18 protein-coding genes are annotated in these 17,712 nt (G+C 55.7%); 6 read left to right on the top strand and 12 right to left on the bottom strand.

What is annotated here, in order from left to right; translation table 11 throughout:
• Positions 1-149: 149 nt before the first annotated feature.
• Positions 150-1,205 carry an OmpA family protein gene (locus ACR02O_RS22540; RefSeq protein WP_096876000.1) on the bottom strand — a complete coding sequence of 352 codons (1,056 nt, stop codon included), beginning with the start codon at positions 1,203-1,205 and terminating at the stop codon, positions 150-152.
• 463 nt (positions 1,206-1,668) lie between these two features.
• On the opposite strand from ACR02O_RS22540, the gene ACR02O_RS22545 reads away from it, so the two are divergent.
• The 4 genes from ACR02O_RS22545 to ACR02O_RS22560 are packed head-to-tail and all read left to right on the top strand — an operon-like array spanning position 1,669 to position 3,049.
• The gene (locus tag ACR02O_RS22545; protein ID WP_096875999.1) at positions 1,669-1,983 is read left to right on the top strand and encodes a BON domain-containing protein; all 315 of its coding nucleotides are present in this window, start codon (positions 1,669-1,671) and stop codon (positions 1,981-1,983) included.
• A 14-nt stretch (positions 1,984-1,997) separates the two neighbouring features.
• Positions 1,998-2,228 carry an ElaB/YgaM/YqjD family protein gene (locus tag ACR02O_RS22550; protein ID WP_096875998.1) on the top strand — a complete coding sequence of 77 codons (231 nt, stop codon included), beginning with the start codon at positions 1,998-2,000 and terminating at the stop codon, positions 2,226-2,228.
• A 12-nt stretch (positions 2,229-2,240) separates the two neighbouring features.
• Complete coding sequence (locus ACR02O_RS22555; protein WP_096875997.1) at positions 2,241-2,666, top strand: phage holin family protein; 426 nt, start codon at positions 2,241-2,243, stop codon at positions 2,664-2,666.
• The gene (locus ACR02O_RS22560) at positions 2,663-3,049 is read left to right on the top strand and encodes a hypothetical protein (protein WP_157770284.1); all 387 of its coding nucleotides are present in this window, start codon (positions 2,663-2,665) and stop codon (positions 3,047-3,049) included. The genes ACR02O_RS22555 and ACR02O_RS22560 overlap by 4 nt, the downstream gene beginning before the upstream one ends.
• Positions 3,050-3,092: 43 nt before the next feature.
• Here the strand turns inward: ACR02O_RS22560 and ACR02O_RS22565 are convergent, their stop codons facing one another.
• From ACR02O_RS22565 to ACR02O_RS22580, 4 genes are all read right to left on the bottom strand, one after another.
• Positions 3,093-3,314 carry a hypothetical protein gene (locus tag ACR02O_RS22565; protein ID WP_096875995.1) on the bottom strand — a complete coding sequence of 74 codons (222 nt, stop codon included), beginning with the start codon at positions 3,312-3,314 and terminating at the stop codon, positions 3,093-3,095.
• Between the two features lie 49 nt (positions 3,315-3,363).
• A complete protein-coding gene (locus ACR02O_RS22570; protein ID WP_157770283.1) occupies positions 3,364-3,513 on the bottom strand; it encodes a lmo0937 family membrane protein in 150 nt (49 codons plus the stop codon).
• Positions 3,514-3,654: 141 nt separating this feature from the next.
• Entirely contained in the window at positions 3,655-3,972 is a 318-nt protein-coding gene (gene smbP, locus ACR02O_RS22575) for a small metal-binding protein SmbP (RefSeq protein WP_096875994.1), read from the bottom strand.
• Positions 3,973-4,059: 87 nt separating this feature from the next.
• Complete coding sequence (locus tag ACR02O_RS22580; protein ID WP_494522428.1) at positions 4,060-4,233, bottom strand: CsbD family protein; 174 nt, start codon at positions 4,231-4,233, stop codon at positions 4,060-4,062.
• A 350-nt stretch (positions 4,234-4,583) separates the two neighbouring features.
• Between ACR02O_RS22580 and ACR02O_RS22585 the strand changes: the two genes are divergently transcribed.
• The gene (locus ACR02O_RS22585) at positions 4,584-5,072 is read left to right on the top strand and encodes a PRC-barrel domain-containing protein (RefSeq protein ID WP_096875993.1); all 489 of its coding nucleotides are present in this window, start codon (positions 4,584-4,586) and stop codon (positions 5,070-5,072) included.
• A gap of 127 nt (positions 5,073-5,199) precedes the next feature.
• Here the strand turns inward: ACR02O_RS22585 and ACR02O_RS22590 are convergent, their stop codons facing one another.
• The 4 genes from ACR02O_RS22590 to ACR02O_RS22605 all read right to left on the bottom strand — a co-directional run bounded on the left by ACR02O_RS22590 (position 5,200) and on the right by ACR02O_RS22605 (position 7,087).
• Positions 5,200-5,712, bottom strand: coding sequence for an aspartate carbamoyltransferase (locus ACR02O_RS22590; protein WP_096876733.1), 513 nt, complete (start codon positions 5,710-5,712; stop codon positions 5,200-5,202).
• Between the two features lie 96 nt (positions 5,713-5,808).
• Positions 5,809-6,012 carry an SAP domain-containing protein gene (locus ACR02O_RS22595; RefSeq protein ID WP_096875992.1) on the bottom strand — a complete coding sequence of 68 codons (204 nt, stop codon included), beginning with the start codon at positions 6,010-6,012 and terminating at the stop codon, positions 5,809-5,811.
• Between the two features lie 59 nt (positions 6,013-6,071).
• Complete coding sequence (locus tag ACR02O_RS22600; protein WP_096875991.1) at positions 6,072-6,428, bottom strand: DUF4870 family protein; 357 nt, start codon at positions 6,426-6,428, stop codon at positions 6,072-6,074.
• Positions 6,429-6,619: 191 nt separating this feature from the next.
• A complete protein-coding gene (locus ACR02O_RS22605; RefSeq protein WP_096875990.1) occupies positions 6,620-7,087 on the bottom strand; it encodes a hypothetical protein in 468 nt (155 codons plus the stop codon).
• A gap of 993 nt (positions 7,088-8,080) precedes the next feature.
• Between ACR02O_RS22605 and ACR02O_RS22610 the strand changes: the two genes are divergently transcribed.
• The gene (locus tag ACR02O_RS22610; protein ID WP_157770281.1) at positions 8,081-8,254 is read left to right on the top strand and encodes a helix-turn-helix transcriptional regulator; all 174 of its coding nucleotides are present in this window, start codon (positions 8,081-8,083) and stop codon (positions 8,252-8,254) included.
• A gap of 3 nt (positions 8,255-8,257) precedes the next feature.
• On the opposite strand, the gene ACR02O_RS22615 is transcribed toward ACR02O_RS22610, so the two are convergent.
• The 3 genes from ACR02O_RS22615 to ACR02O_RS22625 all read right to left on the bottom strand — a co-directional run bounded on the left by ACR02O_RS22615 (position 8,258) and on the right by ACR02O_RS22625 (position 17,686).
• Complete coding sequence (locus ACR02O_RS22615; protein WP_494522429.1) at positions 8,258-16,993, bottom strand: glycoside hydrolase family 94 protein; 8,736 nt, start codon at positions 16,991-16,993, stop codon at positions 8,258-8,260.
• A gap of 325 nt (positions 16,994-17,318) precedes the next feature.
• Entirely contained in the window at positions 17,319-17,477 is a 159-nt protein-coding gene (locus ACR02O_RS22620) for a DUF3309 family protein (protein ID WP_096875988.1), read from the bottom strand.
• 77 nt (positions 17,478-17,554) lie between these two features.
• Complete coding sequence (locus ACR02O_RS22625; RefSeq protein ID WP_096875987.1) at positions 17,555-17,686, bottom strand: DUF3096 domain-containing protein; 132 nt, start codon at positions 17,684-17,686, stop codon at positions 17,555-17,557.
• Positions 17,687-17,712 lie beyond the last annotated feature (26 nt).

Genomic DNA, 17,712 nt, shown 5'->3' on the forward strand with positions numbered 1-17,712 from the left:
GCCTAGTGGAGGCCGGTCGCCGCGCTTGAATTCCGCCAAACGGCGTTTGACGCAAATACCTGAAAATGTGCATTTGATTTTTATGACAAAAGCCCGCTTCAACAGCAGGCTTTCGTTTAAATCCCAAGCGCTTTTGGCTTAAAAATTCATCATTCTTCAATCCAGATCAATTCGACCCGGCGATTTTCGGATTTACCCGCCTCGGTCGCGTTATCGGCAATCGGCTGCGTTTCCCCGTAACCTTTCGCGGACAGTTTATTGGTGACGCCTTTCATCTTCAGATATTCCACCACCGAATGCGCCCGGCGTTCCGATAACTTCATGTTATAGGAATCCGTGCCTTCACTGCTGGCATGCCCCTGCACTTCGATTTCGTTTTTCTGCGGGAAGGCCATCAGATCCCTGGCAACGCCATCCAGCAATTCCTTGGCATTCAAACTCAGTTCAGCGGAATCATATTTAAAGTGTTGACCTCTGAGGATCAGCCTGACCGCGCAGCCCTTGGCATCGACCATGGCGCCCTTGATGGTGCCGGGGCATTTATCCAGACAATCGTTGACGCCGTCGGCATCGGCATCGAGCTTGCTGCAATCGACTTTGGCCGCAGTAACCGGAGCTATTTCCATGCGGGTTTCGGATCTGGCCACGTATTTAGGCTTGTCGCCGAACGGTATCACCACACCCAAATTAACCGTCATGTCGTGAAACTCGTCGGTACCGGCTTGAACGTGGGCATTGAGATTATTGTTATAGCGGTAGCGTACGTCGCTGCGGATCAACAAGTGATCGTTAACTTCGTAACTGGCCCCCACGCCGGCTTCGCCGATGAAGCCCACGCCGCAGTTGGCGGAAGCGCAAGTATTCATGCCACCCAAACCCACCACCGCATACGGTGAGAACTTGTCGCGGAAAAAATAGTATTGCAGATCGGCCGTACCGCCAACCAAGTCCCAAGGTCCGTTATCGCCGCCGAAACCTTCATAAAAAGCCTTCAATTCGGCATTGAAATGTTTATCGATCATCTTGCCGACGCCGACGCCGCCCCCCCAGCCATCGGCAGCATGCCTATCGCCACCGGTATTCACGAACGAAGCGAAAGGCGCGACGTACCAACGATTGTCGTCGAATTGATCGGCGGCCTGGGCCAACGGCAGGAAACCCGCGCCGACCAACGATACTATGCCCCATTGTTTTAGTTTCAGCATGATGCTTACCTTTCGTTAAATGTAAAAAATCGAGGTCCACGCGCCACATCCTCTCGTCGCCGGACTCCAGAAACGCACTCACCTTCTCGAAGCAACGGTTACCCCTTCACTCATGAGCAACGAAAAAGCAGGATATGTTGTTACAAAATCTCAGTTGTAGCTTAACTGCAACATCCGCATGGCGTCGGTGCGTTACCGCACATAGCCTAAAAATCCCCACTGTTAATGCTTATCGAGTGAATCGCTAAATCCGCTACGAGTATGTTCGTTAGCGTACCGACGAAGATCAACGTTGCGGCTAGAGTGCTTCACAAGGAATCTATCGATCCGTTGATTCCGCCCACGATTCGACAAGCTCGCCATGAACGGCTATCAACCACGCGCCGTTCATCTATCCAAACCGCCCACGCGGCGGAGCCTGTCGAGAGACTTAATCAGCGCTTCTTCAATCGGAGAACTCATCATGAAACAACTAAGCAAAGCGTTAACCGCATTTATTGTGGCCCTCGCATTAATCACCGCAACCGGCTGTGCTTCAACGTCCAAGCACGAGGGAACCGGCGAATATGTCGACGACAGCGTCATCACCACCAAGGTGAAGGCGATGCTATTCGACGAGCCCAATCTCAGATCGGGACAAATCAATGTCGAAACCTTCAAGGGTGTCGTGCAATTGAGCGGCTTCGTCAGTAATCGGGCGGACATTAATCGAGCCGTCGAGATTGCTCGCAGTGTAAAAGGTGTGGAGTCGGTCAAAAACGACATGCGTCTTAAATAACCCAGGAAACCATCATGGAAACCGTAGATAAAGCATCGAATTTCGCACACGAGACTGTCGATAAACTCACCAGCGTCTCCAATCAGGCCGCAGATGCGCTTGAAGAAAAAGGCCAACAACTGAAAAACGTCGAGCAGCGTTTGATGAAAAATTGCCAGGGTTACATCCGCGACAATCCGGTCGCATCGCTGGGTATCGCGGTAGCCGCCGGCTTCGTGCTGAGCCGCCTATTAAGCAATCGATAAACGCCAAACCGCATGGATCCGGACCGCACCATTGATGACCGCCCACCCGACGAATCGCCTCGCGAGCCCGGCGTGCTGGATGACATCCAGTCGTTGTGGCACGAGTTGAGAGGCTTAAGCCATGATCGCATCCAGCTTGCGGCACTGGAAACGCAACGCGCGGGTTTGAATCTGGTGGATATGGTCGCAGCCGGCGTATCGATTGCCGTGCTGTTGATCGTTGCTTGGCTGGGATGGGTGGCCGCAGCCGTATTGTGGCTGATCGAAAACGGACTGGCGGTCAGCAGTGCCTTACTACTGGCCGCCGCCGGCAACTTGCTATTTGCGGTGGTTCTTGCCGCCGCGATACGCCGTAAGAGTCAATATCTGGCATTCCCCGCGATCCTCCGCAGTCTCGAACCGATACCGCCGAAACAAGAAACCGGGAAGCCATCGTGAAAACGACCCGCCTCGCGCTCGCTACCGAAAGACATGAAACCGCTTCGTTAAACGAGCGCATCCGACATGCCGAACGGCAACTCTCAAGCCGTCGACGACAGGTGGAAACAGCCGCCGCCGTGCTGATTGACAATATACATCGCCAAATGACCGCGCCTGCCAGCTTGCTGTTAGCGAGCGCGACCGGCTTCATCGTCGGCGAATTGACCGAGTCTCAACCCTCGCCCGCGGCCGATACCGCCGGCCGCACAAATCCTACCGCCACGAAAACCCCGTTAATGACCCTATTTAACCTCATGGCCTCGGTTCATACTTTATATACGGCATTGCCGCTGGCCTGGACGATCAACGCCTTCTATCGACCGCGCAACGACCAGCGCTAAAAGCAGCCAGCCGCTTTTGCTCGGCCCAACCCGGTAGTCGCCGCTAGGTCTTCCTGCTAGCAAACAGCAACAACCCTGCGCCCGCCACAATCGCCGCCACGCCGGCCCAAACCGGGATCTTGACGGTCTCGGTATCCTTGACCGTTAACTCGAAGGGCCCCAGTTTGGCTTCCTGCGTTTCCTGGGTATAGCTGAAACGGCCGTACGCCAATCCGAATATTCCCACGATAATCAGCACGATGGCCATAATCTTCAGTGCGCTCATATAGTTTCACTCCAGCAATGACGGCGACGATTTTCCACGAATCCGATGGCTACAAGACCCGCCGACCCTGTATCACCCGCAGTAAGATGACAATCAGCGCAATAACCAATAACAGATGAATGAATCCTCCGAGCGTATATGAAGAAACCAGCCCCAATAACCACAGGACAACCAATAGAACCGCTAATGTTTCAAGCATTTTTTGCTCCCGAAATACCCGTCAACCGACGGCGCAAAGAACCGGAGACGAACGATAACAGTGTTGCCGAGGATGATCCGGTCACTTGGTGTTTGTCTCCGATTAATGGGTTCATTGCCGGATTTTTATCCGACGCGACGGTTACTGCGCCGCTTTCAGATGCGTTACCGCCTCTTCCGCCGCCTTTTTCGCTAAATCGGCGTGCCCTTGCTTGCCATGCTCGATGGCCGAATCCAAACTGACCGCGCCAGCTTTCAAGTGTTCTTCGGCGATTGTCGCATGGCTTTTCGCCGACTCCGCATGTTCGGTTATGGCTTTGGCGTCCGAAGCCTTGGCCCCGGCTTCCGCATGCTTGAGCGCTTGCGCCATATGGCTTTCAGCGGCGTAAGCGCCCATGGAAGCCACGCTCAAGGCAATGCCGATCCATAGCGCTTTACATGTCATATTGGTAAGTTTCATAGTTGTTTCCCGAAAGATGGTAGTGGAAATAGTCGAACGAACTAAACGATGCGGCCCGGCAGAATTGCCTGACCGCGCCGGTTTCTGTCAGGCGTTTTTGATATCCTCCTTCAGATCGCCAAAACCCGCCCGGACTTTGCCGACTTTTTTTTGGACCTTGCCTTCCAATTCCAGTTTTTCGTCGTCCGTTATCTTGCCGACGGTTTCCTTGACGTTGCCGACGGCTTCTTCAACGCGGCCTTTCACTTGATCTTTGTTCATAAATCCCCCGGTAATGGTAAGTGTGCCAACACGGCGCGGAATGCTCTTCCGTCGCCGAGCCACAACAATACGCTCACCGGCGGCCGTAGTCGGTACGGCAACGCACATAGGCTACTAGCTAGAAAACTGGCGTTTTAGGCGCTGCCGGATAACCCGATCCGACGCTTGTTACGGAGTGGTACGAACAGGGTATTGAGATGGTTTTAAGGCCTCGTCGGCCCTATGTTTGCTATCGAACCGACAAAGCCAACGACTTTCAATAGAGTGAGCAGGAAGTTAGCCAATGTCGCGCGCCCAATTTGTCTCGAAAGTAAACGGGTTTCCCCATTTAAACTATTCAGAAGAACGCCATGAAATCGATAAAAGCCACGATAGTCGCCTCGCTTATCAGCATTGCGTGCCTAACCGTAGGATTTTCAAAGGAAAATCCTAACGAATTCAAGGATGCAAATCCAAAGGAGTCGGCCAAGCCTACCCAAACATCGAATTTGGCGATGCAGCAGATCAGCCGCGCCAGCAAAATCATGGGTACGGCCGTCAAAAATCCGAGCGGCGACAAACTGGGCGAAATTACCGATCTGGTATTGAATCCCGATAACGGCCAAGTAGTCTATGCCGTCGTTTCTTTTGGCGGGATGATGGGAATGGGCGACAAGTTGTTCGCCATTCCATGGCGGGCACTGCACTGGAAGGCAGATAGCGAATATTACGTCCTACAAATCGATCGATCCACCCTTAAAACCGCACCCGGCTTCGACAAAAACCACTGGCCGGACAGCTCCGATAGCTGGGATCTTCAACGCGAGGGCCTGAATCAGTTTTATGGCGTTTCGCCCTGAGGAAACTCCGCTTCAGTCCTGCGACAGGGAGCGGCAAGTTGTCGGTTCCGTTTGTGATGAACGTGTCGAACCATAAGCGGAATCGCAACTTGTTCGGAGTTGGAAAATACGATTAGCGTTGACTATGTTAATTTGCCGGCGATGAATGGTGATGTCCGTGACCGGGGATTGTTATATTTCCATGCTCGCTATTCTGCGCATCGAACCATCCATGTAGCGCGGCGACGAATTGCGGATATTCCGTCGAATAATGAATTTGTCCGCCGTTTTCCAAGGCTTTATATACAAATCTTATGTCGTCCGTTTTTGCCATTTTTAATTGGGCAAGACCGGCCATGTTCTTGCCGTGCAAGCGTTCGGCGTCGGAAAAATCGCCCTTTCTTAATCTCCCGGCCAATTTAAGCAAATACCCCTGAATTAATGCGATTTGCGAGGCGTCGTCAACCGATTTCACCACCACATGCTGCACACCGCCATGAACCGTTTTAGAAAAACCCTGCAAGGTCAATTCCACGGAATATGGAACAACTTTTTGCATGTTTTGCTTTAGCTCGTCGAGCTTTATTGCACTTTGTTCGTCGCCAGCTTGCGCTGTAACATTAACGAGCAATAACCCGATTAATAAAAAACAATTCTTCATAGTCGTTAGCCAATATTTATAGAGCTCAATCAAAAGCCGTAATTGCGATTTAGATGCGGTCGAATAAAAATCGATTAGAACCTAAACCCATAAAATTTACGAAACACACGCTTTTGCGGATTCGAAACAATCTTCGCGCCAGCAACAGCCTTCTTGATCGCATTCGCCGGCATAGGCCGTAGCAAAACAATCGAAATTACCTTCGCTAGTTTGAATGTTTCGAATGACCTCCAATTTCGATAATTTTTTATCGTCAATGCCGTGCGATTTGGCAAGTGTGTGCAATTCATTGGTATTCATAGTTATTTCCCCGATTAGCGTTTATTGACGCGAAAGGCTATAGGCCATTTTTTATTACATCAGTCGTTCACAGGTTTGCCGTCGGTTAATGCGTACCAGCCAACGGCGATTCTGTAGATCATCCATAGCAAAGTGATCATCAGCGTAATAAAACCCACCCCAATTTCAAAGGTAAGTCCGGAAACTGCAAACCCTATCAAAGCGACCCAAGTCGTTTTGATCTGCGATTCGAAATGAGATTCCAGCCACGTCCCTTCCGCTTCTTTGCGTTTATAAAAATTGATGGCCGCGCCCACCAGTAATGGCAAGCCTAAAAAGGTAAATGTCAGTACCTGACACAAATAAACGGTCGCAGTCAGTCTTTTTAAGGATTGCAGAGAATCTATCTTTGCTTGTTCGATTGATGGGGTATTCATAAACGCGCCTCCGCAATAATCCGGTATATTGAATTAGTCTGGACATCGAATTTATTTACCGACTTCGAAACTCGAAATTAGTCCAACCAGAAAATAGTTTACAAAATAAGTGAAGATTGGTCTGTACGCTGACGTACACAAGAGAACAATATCGTCGGACCCATTTTCGCAGCTAACGGCGCTGACAATATTTACTGCCGGTTGGCATGGCGAAGCGCCTGGGCATGCCCCGTTACCCCAAAGTTGAAAAAAACGATAATCCCCTGCACAAAAATACCCGCCTGCGCCATCTGTAAACCATGAGGAATAGGGTTAACACTCAAAAGTAAGGCCAATACAACCAGCGATGGCACCAAGCCGAAGACAATAATCATCGCGATGATAAAGACCGGTTGTTCCGCTCCGGACGGCTTGGAATGGGCAAAACCCGACACGACCTTGATGATGGTTTGTCCAAATAGCACGGCCGAACCAAATGATAATTCGGGCGATTCGATCAATGCATATAGAGACCTGCCAACGCTGACATCGACAATCGATATCACCACCAAAGGCAGCAGAATAAAGAGTAAATCCCCAAAAATTGCATAAGTAGCGGCTTTTCTATGAATTTTATGGGTTTGTTCCGGGCTAACGATTAAAGGAGGGTCTTTATTCATTTCTATCCTTTGCAATATATGGCGGTACCGCCCTTTTAAATCTAAATAAAGCGGGACTAACCGACTGTTACGCCGAGTTATAACAACGGGAATTTCGGTATTTTGGGACATGAAACCGGTCGCCTTAGAGTGAACGCTGGTGCGGGAGAACTGGAAACGGCGAAAAAACCGTAAACTCGGCGCGATAAATCAGAATTTATCGAAAAATGCCTGCAATCCAGGTTTATAAAGCTTAATTATTTTTTGATCCAATAAGAAAACCGATCCGGACATTCTTAAAGGTGCTTTAGCGACTTTGTTTTGGCCTTCCGGTTTCCGAAAAACCAAAAAATAAAGAAAAGCATGCGATAGCCGCCGACTGAAATACCCGATGCCAAGCTAACGAACGAGATATTGCCAGCGTAGATTTTCATTATTCCCTCGATTGGAAAATATTTCGGATGCCAACGATTAAATCTGACGACTCGGAAATGATTTTCGCTTGGGAATTCGGAATTTACTCGCTAAATGGCGTACCGTCTGTACGCTGTCGCGCATACGCACATATTCAGCTATCGCCAACCGCCCCATCGCAACCCGTACCCGATGCAGTTACCCGTCGGTTATTAACTTGCAGCCTTAGTTTTTCATCCAGAGAAACGCTTTCGAAGCCAGTAACGCCTTCTAACGGTTTACAACAGCCGCCAGAATCAAATATCCTCCGCCATCCTCCCAATACTGCTAGACTCGAAACCGGCCGCAGACTGCATTAAACAAATTAAACGGGCGCTTTTGAATGTTACGAATTGGTGTTATCGACCCATAACGGTCGCTGGTCTTTCCTTTTTCGACGGCAGCTAACAGGCGTAACTCAGTCCTTAGGCTGGGATTTCAATTTTGTTTGCAGCAGGCGAAGCTACTAAATTGAAAGTTTTTGTATTGTGCTGCGCTACACAATACATACGCTGTAGTATGTAAACAACATCACTTCTGCGCGGTCAAGCCGAAACTTCAATGTCCACACCTACAAACATCCCGCATCCAGGAACACGCATTAAAACTGAAGTTATTCCACCTGGAATGTCAGTGACCAAAGCCGCGCAAATCATAGGTGTCGGCCGCCCGGCTTTATCAAACTTACTAAATGGAAATGCTTCGCTCTCTTCGGATATCCGCACCAAACCATAGCCTTCAAAAGCTATCGCCCGCCTTCCCCATCACCACCCGCACCCGATGCGCTTGTCTATCGTCTACCAATTGAATGCCGTTGCCGCCATGCCGGCGTTCGCCGTCCAGTTCAAGCGTAGCGATGCCGCGCGTGGCGGCGTTCGGGTTTTCCACCGTAATTGCATAGCGGGTATCGCGGTGCCGATAGGTCAGGCTGTAACCGGTCCAGGTTGCGGGGATGCAGGGATCGAACAGCAACCGGTCGCCGTGGACTCGAAGACCTAATATCCATTCCAGCCCGGCGCGGTAGAACCAGCCGGCGGCGCCGGTGTACCAGGTCCAGCCGCCGCGGCGGGCGTGGGGGGCTTCGGAATAGATGTCCGCCGCCAGCACATAGGGCTCGACCTTGTAGGCGAACACGCCGGTGCGACTGGCGCTGCGTTTGATCGGATTCAGCATACGCAACAGTTCCGCCGCTTGATCCGCTTCGCCGAGCATGGCGTAGGCAATCGCCGACCAAATGGCGGCATGGGTGTATTGACCGCCGTTTTCGCGGATGCCGGGCGGATAACTTTTGATATAGCCGGGATCGCGTTCGGTTTTGTCGAAGGGCGGCGTGAACAGCAATACCAGATCGTCGCCGTAGCGCACCAAATACTCGCGTACCGAGGCCATCGCTCTTCTGGCTCGCTCGGGATCGGCGGCGCCGGAAATGACGCCCCAGCTCTGCGCAATGGAGTCGATGCGGCACTCGGCGTTGCTGGCAGAACCCAGCGGCGAGCCGTCGTCGAAATAGGCACGCCGATACCAGGCGCCATCCCAGCCTTCCGCTTCCACCGCTGTCGTGAGTTGTGCGGCCTGCGCGCGCCAACGCTCGGCGCGCTCGGTTTCGCCCAAGCGCTCGGCAACGTCGGCGAATTCGCTCAGGGTCGCTATCAGAAACCAGGCCAGCCACACGCTCTCGCCCTGACCGCGGTTGCCGACCCGATTCATGCCGTCGTTCCAGTCGCCGCTACCCATCAACGGCAAACCGTGGGCGCCGGTGGCCAGGCTCAATTCCAATGCCCGCGCGCAATGCTCGAACAGCGTCGCGTGTACCTGCGACTCGCCGGGCTGGAAATAGGCATCGTCCTGTTCATCCGCCAAGCCGGGGCCTTCCAGAAACGGCAACGATTCTGCCAGCACCTCGCTATCGCCGCTGACCTTCAGATAATGCGCCACCGCATACGGCAACCAGAGCCTGTCGTCGGAAAACCGGGTGCGCACGCCGCGGCCGGTGGGCGGATGCCACCAGTGTTGTACGTCGCCCGCTTCGAACTGGCGGGCAGCGGCGCGCAAAATTTGCTCGCGCGCCAAATCGGGCCTGGACACGGCCAGTGCCATGCTGTCTTGCAACTGGTCGCGAAAGCCGAATGCCCCGCCGACCTGATAAAAAGCCGCCCTCGCCCACATCCGGCAGCTCAAGGTTTGATACAGCAGCCAGCCGTTCAACAGCAAGTCCAGCTCGCGCTCCGGCGTTTGGACTTGCACCTTGGTCAATACCTGCCGCCAGGACTGCTTCACCAGTTCAAACGTGGTTGCGACGTTGGTGGCGCGGTAGCGCCGGATCAACTCGCCGGCCCGCGCCCGGTCTTGACCTTGACCCAATATACAAACGATCTCGATCCGTTGCTTCGGCGCCAACTCGATGGCTGTTTGCAAGGCGGCGCAGGCATCGAGCCCGGCACCGACGCGGTTTTTCAGCGGTTTGCCGCTAAGCAAGCCTGCCGGTGCATCCAGGCTGCCGTTGCGGCCGATGAATTCGGTGCGATTGGCGGTAAAACCAGTCTGCCGCCCGGCCAGATCGGCAAACGCAATTCGCCCGCCGAACTCCTGATCCCAGGGGTTGTAAGCCAACAAGGCGCCGCTGTCCGGGTCCAGCTCGGTGATAATATGCGGCGCGGTGACACTGCGCGATGCACCCAGCACCCATTCCAGATAGGCTGTCACCGTCAGCCGCCGGTTGCGGCCCGAAACGTTGGTCAGGGTCAACACCGAGATTTTGACCGGGTCGTCCGGGCCGACGAATTGCAACAATTCGCTGTGGATGCCGTGCGATGCATGCTCGAAACGGCTATAGCCCTGACCGTGGCGTATCAGATAAGCGGCGTTTTCGACCCGAATCGGCAGCGCGGTCGGCGTCCATAGTTCATGGCTATCGTCGTCGCGCAGGTAAAACACTTCGCCCGGCGTATCGCCGACCGGATCGTTGAACCAGGGCGTCAGCAGATTTTCCCGGCTGTTGCCGCACCAGCTACAACCGCTGCCCAACTCGGAAACCATAAAACCGAACTCCGGGTTGGCGATGACATTGATCCACGGTGCCGGCGTCCATTGCCCCTTGTCGAGCACGATCACATATTCGCGGCCATCCTCGGCAAAACCGCCCAGGCCGTTGAAGAACTCCAGTTCCGGCGGCGCCAGGGCGGGCGTATCGATTTCCCGTGCCGGCAACGCTTTCGGCGTGATGAACGCGGTTTCCGGGCGTGGGTGCCGCAACAATTGTTCGGCCAAGGTGCCGCGATTGCCGACCAGCATCGCCCGCGCCGCCGTTTGCAACAAACGCCGCTCTTCCATGGACAAGCGCCCGGCCGGCAGCACGAAAATCGCTCCCTGGTGTTCGTGTTCTTGCGCGGCGGAACGCGCCTGATTCTCGCGCATCAGGTTTTCCAGCAAATTCTGCAAATCCTCGACGTAAGAGGTTTCCTTCTCGTTGAGGATCAGCAAGTCGACGGCCAGGCCTTTGATGCGCCAATACTCATGGGCGCGCAGCAATTGTTCGACGATAGCGCGATGTTCCGGCTCGCTGACCCGCAGCAATACCATCGGCCTGTCGCCGGAGATACCGTGGCGCCACAGTCCACTGACATTCAAGGTGTTCATCTGCATCCATTTGCCGGCCGGCCGTAGCGACGGATCGGCAAAGATCAAGCGATTGGCCAGCATTTGAAACAACTGCGCCTCGTCCGGCTTGGTCCGCAAGTGATGCAATTGCACATGGGCATGGGTCCAGGCCAGAGCCGAAACCCGTTCCCAGGCCGTGACGCTATGATATTTGTCGGCCAGATCCGCCGCCGCCTGGCGCGAAGCCGCGACCAGTGTGGTGAAGGTCAGATGTTCGGTCGCGCCGGCGGCGATCTTGATTCGAGTGCGCAGGCTGAAGATGGGATCGAGCACCAAACCCACGGTGTTGCTCAACGGCCGGCCGTCCATCACCGCAAGCGGCGCCCGTAAGTTCTGTCCGCGGCCGATAAAGCGGGCCCTATCGGTTTCGTATTGCAAACCGTCGCCGGTTTGCCGATCGGCCAGCACGTGCGCTGCCCACAGCGGCGCATCGCCGGCCGCACGTGGCCGGCGATGCGCCAGCAAGGCGCGGGTTTGCGGCAAGTATTCCGTTTGCACGAATAGATTGGAAAACGCCGGGTGGGCGATGTCGGCGGGCATCGGCGCCAGCACGATCTCGGCATACGAAGTCACTTCGATTTCCCGCTCGCGCATGCCGTTATTGGTCAAACTCAGGCGGCGAATTTCCGCGTCGTCTTCCGGCGACACCACGATTTCCAGGGTGGTGACGATGGCGCCGTCGCTGCGGGTAATGCGGGCGCGGTCTTCGACGAATACCACCTCATACTGCTCCGGTCTGGCCGCCGTCGGCTGGTAGCCGGCCGACCAGACTTCGCCGTTTTCGACATCGCGCAGATAAAGGTAACTGCCCCAGGCATCCCGGGTCACGTCCTCGCGCCAGCGGGTGACCGCCAGATTGCGCCACAGACTGTAGCCGGAACCGGCGGCGGTGATCATCACCGAATAACGGCCGTTGGCCAGCAGATGCGAGGATGGCACCGCCGACATCGGCGACGGCACGCGCCGCACCGGCGGCTGCACGGTATCCTTGATGTCCGACAAGGCTTGCAGCAGCGGCAGGGTTTCGGTATCCGCGCCATGCGGAATGCGCTCCTGCAGCAATAAATCCGCCGACTGAATCAATGCCGCGCGGTGAAAACGATGGCGCATGATGCCGTCATGCACCACATTGGCGAACGCCACCAGGGACATGCCCTGATGATGCGCCATGTAACAGCGCACCATCGCCAGCCTTTGTCCTTCCGCCAAGCGGATCGGCGTGTAATCCAGGGCTTCGTAGAAACCGAAACGCCCCAGCGCGCCTTCCCGCTCCAGGCTGGCAAAGTTTTCCACCGCGGCATGCGGCAAATACATCGCGGCCAGTGCCGTGGCGTAAGGCGCAATCACCAATTCCTCGCCCAGGCCGCGTTTCATGCCCAGACCGGGCACCCCAAACGCGGAGTATTGATAGGTCATGTACAAATCGCGGCCATTGAACGCCGACTCGGACACGCCCCAGGGTACGCCGCATTCTTCGCCATATTCGATTTGCCGCTTCACCACCAAGCGGCAGGTCTGGTCGATCAGGCTGTAACGCGGGGTAAAGGTCACCAGCGATGGCATCAGATATTCGAACATCGATCCCGACCAGGACAGCAACACCGTGCCATGCGCGGCGCGGGTGACCCGGCGGCCGAGATGAAACCAGTGCGTGCTGGGCACGTCGCGCTTGGCGATGGCGATAAAACTGGACAAGCGCGCCTCGGACGCCAGCAAGTCGTAATAACTGGGGTCGATAGCCCCTTCCGCCACCCGGTAGCCGATGGCGAACATATGGCGGTTGGCATCGTAGAGAAATCGAAAATCCATGTCCCGGAACAGACTATCCAGTTGCGCGGCCATGTTTTCCAGGCGCGCGCTCAACGTTGCGGCCAAGTCGCCGGCCCTGCGCAGCAAAATCGCCAAGGCCTTGATCTCGGCGGTCGCCAACTCGCCCGCCGACGCTTCCAGCAAATCCGCGCACTCGCGATAGCTTCCGGCAAGATCGCACAGCGGGGTTGCGATGTTCAACTTCTGCTTGATGCGCGTAACCACGGGCAGCGTCATTTCCGCTGTCTCCCTTGATTGAACGCTGATCGGAAAATGTAGCCACGGCATCAAACTGGCCACATCCTTGGCATGCGAGCGAATGTCATCGCACAACAGCCCGGCCCAAGCCAGCACCTCGTTATCACGGCTATCGCCGCGTTCGGCGGCATAGGCATTGGCGAGATCGTACAGCACACCGGCACACACGCTGAGCTGCTGCCACAAACGGCTCCATTCCGCCACGTCGTTGGGGCGACGGTTCAACAACTCGCCAAGCAACAGACTTTTTTGCCGCAGTTCGGTTAAGCTCACCGTGAGGGTGCGCGGTTCATCGCCGATATGGCTCAACGCGCCCGACAGCAAGCGGTGGGTATCGGCCACACCGCTCAGTGCGGCGTTTAAATCCAGCGGTCGCTCCAGCATGTCCCGGCAGGCTTGCGCCAAGGTCAACAGATGTCCGGCCAGATTGCCGCTGTCCACGGTCGACACGTAACGCGGTTCCAGCATGCGCAGATCGCGGGTGTCGTACCAGTTGTAAAAATGGCCGTGCAAGCGCGGCAGCGCCGACAATGTCGTTAACGTCGCCTCCAGCCGCTCGACGCTATCCAGCAAGCCCACCCAGCCGAAGTCCCGCGCGGCTACCACCGATAACAAATACAGTCCGAAATTGGTCGGCGAGCTGCGATGAGCAATCACCGGTTGCGGGTCTTCCTGAAAATTATCCGGCGGCAGATAGTGATCCTCCGCTGTCACGAAGGTGGTAAAAAAGCGCCAGACTCGTCTGCCGTAAAGGCGCAGTTGCGCGCTATCCTCGGGCGACAGGCTTTCGGCTTTATCCAGTCTGGGCGGCAGACTCAAGGCCCGCGCGACCACGGGGGCCAACCACCACAACAACAGAAACGGCGAGGCATATCGGATGGCGACCGGATTGCACAGCAACACCAAGGCCGCGGCCCCAATGACCACCGTGGACGAATGACTGAGCGGTCGAATCAAATTTTTTAGCGCATACCCGGCTCCGGTTTTTGCCTGCAAGGCGGTGACCCATTTCAGCAATTGGCGGCGGGTGATGAACAAGCGCACCAGCGTGGTGGCAATCGCGTCGGCCATCAACCAGGCTTGTTGCGCCAGTAAGGTCAGCGCCACCAGGCTGTTGCCGCAGGCCCAAAGCACGTTTTCGCCGGCCCCGCGCAGATGCGTGGTCAGCGAAACGCCTCGTCTGGGGACGCTAAAACCGCTGGCCAGCGCTAAAATGGCCGGAAATGCCAAGGCCACCACCACAAAGCCGACCAACGGCCACAACGGCGCGTTTGGTATCGTCCAACTCGCCACCAGCGCCGAAAAGGCTGCCGGCGCCGACAGCGAGCGGCGCAGATTGTCCAGCATCTTCCAGCGGCCTATCATTGGCATGCCCTGGCCGGACGCGCCGAAAATCCACGGAATGAGCTGCCAATCGCCCCGCACCCAGCGGTGTTGCCGCGACGCAGCCACTTCGGTATGGGACGGAAATTCCTCGAAAAACTCGATGTCGCTGACCAGTCCGCAGCGTACATAAACGCTCTCGAACAAATCATGGCTGAGTTGGGTGTTGTCCGGCACCCTGCCGGCCAATGCCGCCTCGAAACTGTCGACATGGTACAAGCCCTTGCCGCTATAGGTACCCAACGCGAACAAATCCTGATACAGCTCGGAGACCGAGCTGGAGTAGGCATCGGTACCGGAAGCGCCGGCAAAAATCTGGTGAAACAGCGAACGCTCCTGGCGTTGCGGCAAGGTCGGCGTGACCCTAGGCTGCAATATGCCGTAGCCCTCGACGACGGTCCGGCTGACGGGATCGAACACCGGCCGATTCAGCGGATGCGCCGCCACGCCGACCAGTTGGGTGACCACACCCATCGGCAGTTTGGTGTCGGCATCCAGGGTAATCACATAGCAAACGCCGGGCGGAGCGGTTGCGGGTTGGCCGGCAATCGGCAGAAACGAGGTGTCGGTCGCGCCGCGCAGCAGGCGGTTGAACTCCTGCAACTTGCCGCGCTTGCGCTCCCAGGCCATCCACTTGCCTTCGCCGGCGTTCCACAAGCGTTTCCGGTGAAACACAAAAAAGCGCGGTTTGCCGTATTTGGCATTCAACGCCTCCACCCCGGCCAGGGCAACGGCCAATAGCCGTTCGTCGTCGGCCTGGTGTTCTTGATCGGCATCGGCCCAATCCGACAATAACGCAAACCGCACCTCACCCTCGGGATTGGCCAGATAGCGAATTTCCATTTGCTCGATTTGCTGTTCGACCCCGTCCTCGCTGACGAACATGGTCGGCACCACCACGAAAGTGCTTAACGCTTCCGGCGCGCCGTCCTTTAGCTCGAATCGCGGCATGTGGCTGGGCGGCAGCCCGGCAACGATGATTTGATTCATCACCCCGATAGCAATATCCGACGCCGGAAACGCAAAAACCAAGGCCAGCAGACAGAGCGCCCAACCAGCCAGTCCGGCGGACATTGCCGCGCCTAACGGCAGGGTCAGCAACAACAGCGTCAACACCGCCAGACTGCCCAGATAAGTCCAGCCGGCATGACTGACATAGTTGCGCAACAGTCGTTGCTTGAACGTTGGCCGATATTCGACTTCGGTTTCGAAGCCGTAGCGGCCGGCGCCGATCAGGTAATAGCCGGGTTCGAGCTGGCGCTCGTCGAGCACGCTTTGCGCCGCCGCAACCTGAATCTTTTCCATCACCCGACGGGCGATTTCCACCTCGGAGCGCGGCGAACGTTTGGCGAGTTCTTCGACCGCGTGGCGGTAACGGTCGCGCGTCAAAAAATCCATCGCGGCGTAATCCGGCTGACTGCGCAGACAGGCATCCACCAGGCTGACATCTTCGACGAACCGCTGCCAATCGAAGGCGGAAATCGCGCGCATGCTGGTGATGATGTTGCGGACCGTCAGGTTATCGGCGATTTGCGCCGCATGCTCGCTGTGCACGATGTCGTCAAGGCTGGCGTTTTGCGCCTTGAGCCACTCATTAAGGAAGTCCAGGGAAATCGATACCGAAGGATGCGGATCGTGCGAGCGCTGCAAAAGTTGTACCGCAAACGCCTGGCGCAAAGGCTCAACCGGCAGTTCGCCAGAGGGAATCGGCGGGTCCGGCCGCTCGCTGTGGGCGACGATGTTTTCCACGCGATCGACGAACTCGTCCGCCAGGCGGCGGCCGTTTTGCGAACGCATGATGCTAACAGCCAGGCGACGCAGATTCTCGACCAGCAACACCCGCAAGGTAATCGGTATCGCCCAGAGTTCACCGAGCGTGAGCGGATCGACGCTTTGATAGGCCTTGACGAACAGGGTCAATAATTCCGGTGCGAAACGGCTGTCGGTGTGGGCCACCAACGCCCAGGCAATGCCGTAAACCCGGGGATAACCGGCCAACACGCCTTCGGCCAGTTTCGGCAGTTCCCGAGCATAACTTTCCGGCAAATCAACATGAATGTCGCTGACCTGCTCTTCGATGACATGGAAGTTATCCAGCAACCACTCTGCCGCCGGCGTGATGGCGCGTTGCTCACGAACCGCGTGGCCTACGGATTTGTAGGCCTCCAGCAAAACCAGGGCATTCTCGCGTACCCGCGGGATCAGTTTGCGTCCTTTTTTCAGGCTGGTGACTTTTTGCGCTTGCGCCAGACTCACCGCATGTTGTTGCAGGCGCTCGGTGTTGAACACCTCGAACCGAATCGGCGTCTCCTCGCCGCCCGGATGCTCGCTCCTAACGTGCCGTCTTTGTTCCCGCCGTGTTGCCATCGTTTGATTCCCGAATCTAGTTGGTTCAGTCGCAGAGCAATTCTCGGCACCGATGTGTTAGCGCCGGAACAAAGCAGGTCATGACATGAACATCAGATCGGCATGAACACTATCGCGCTCAACCGTCATTATTTTTTAAATGTCAAAGCCTCACAATTCGCCGATAGCCTGCTCGCTCTGACGGCGAGAATTGGGGAGAGGAGAATTAAACGAGCACCATGTCTCGTCTCTATCCACCTCACCCAACCATCTCCCGCTGGAGAGAATTGTTACGCTTCGCGCAGTTTGGCTACGCTCAATCTTTTCGAAGACACTGAGACAATCGCTAAATCTTGCCCAGCAACAGTAAAATCAATATAACGATCAGCACGAGCCCCAAACCGCTCGTAGGCCCGTAACCCCAAGATCGGCTATGCGGCCATACCGGAAAAACGCCGAGCAACATCAGAACAAGAATAACCAGCAAAATGGTGCCAAGTGACATGGTAGGTCTCCAGTAAAAACAACAAGGATAAAATCGATCCCTAAAACCAAAGCTTGGGTTTTAGGGCGGCGGCCCCTTTAGCGGTGGACGAGTCCCAAAATACCCACGACGATCAAATACACCGCCACGAAATAATTTAAGAACCGAGGAATCAGTAAGATTAAGACGCCTATCACTAGGGCCAGTAACGGTTCGATCGCTAGATTCATTGGCAAGCTCCTCAAGTAGACGAGGC

It is taken from the genome of Methylomonas sp. PHL2-19 (assembly GCF_059331595.1).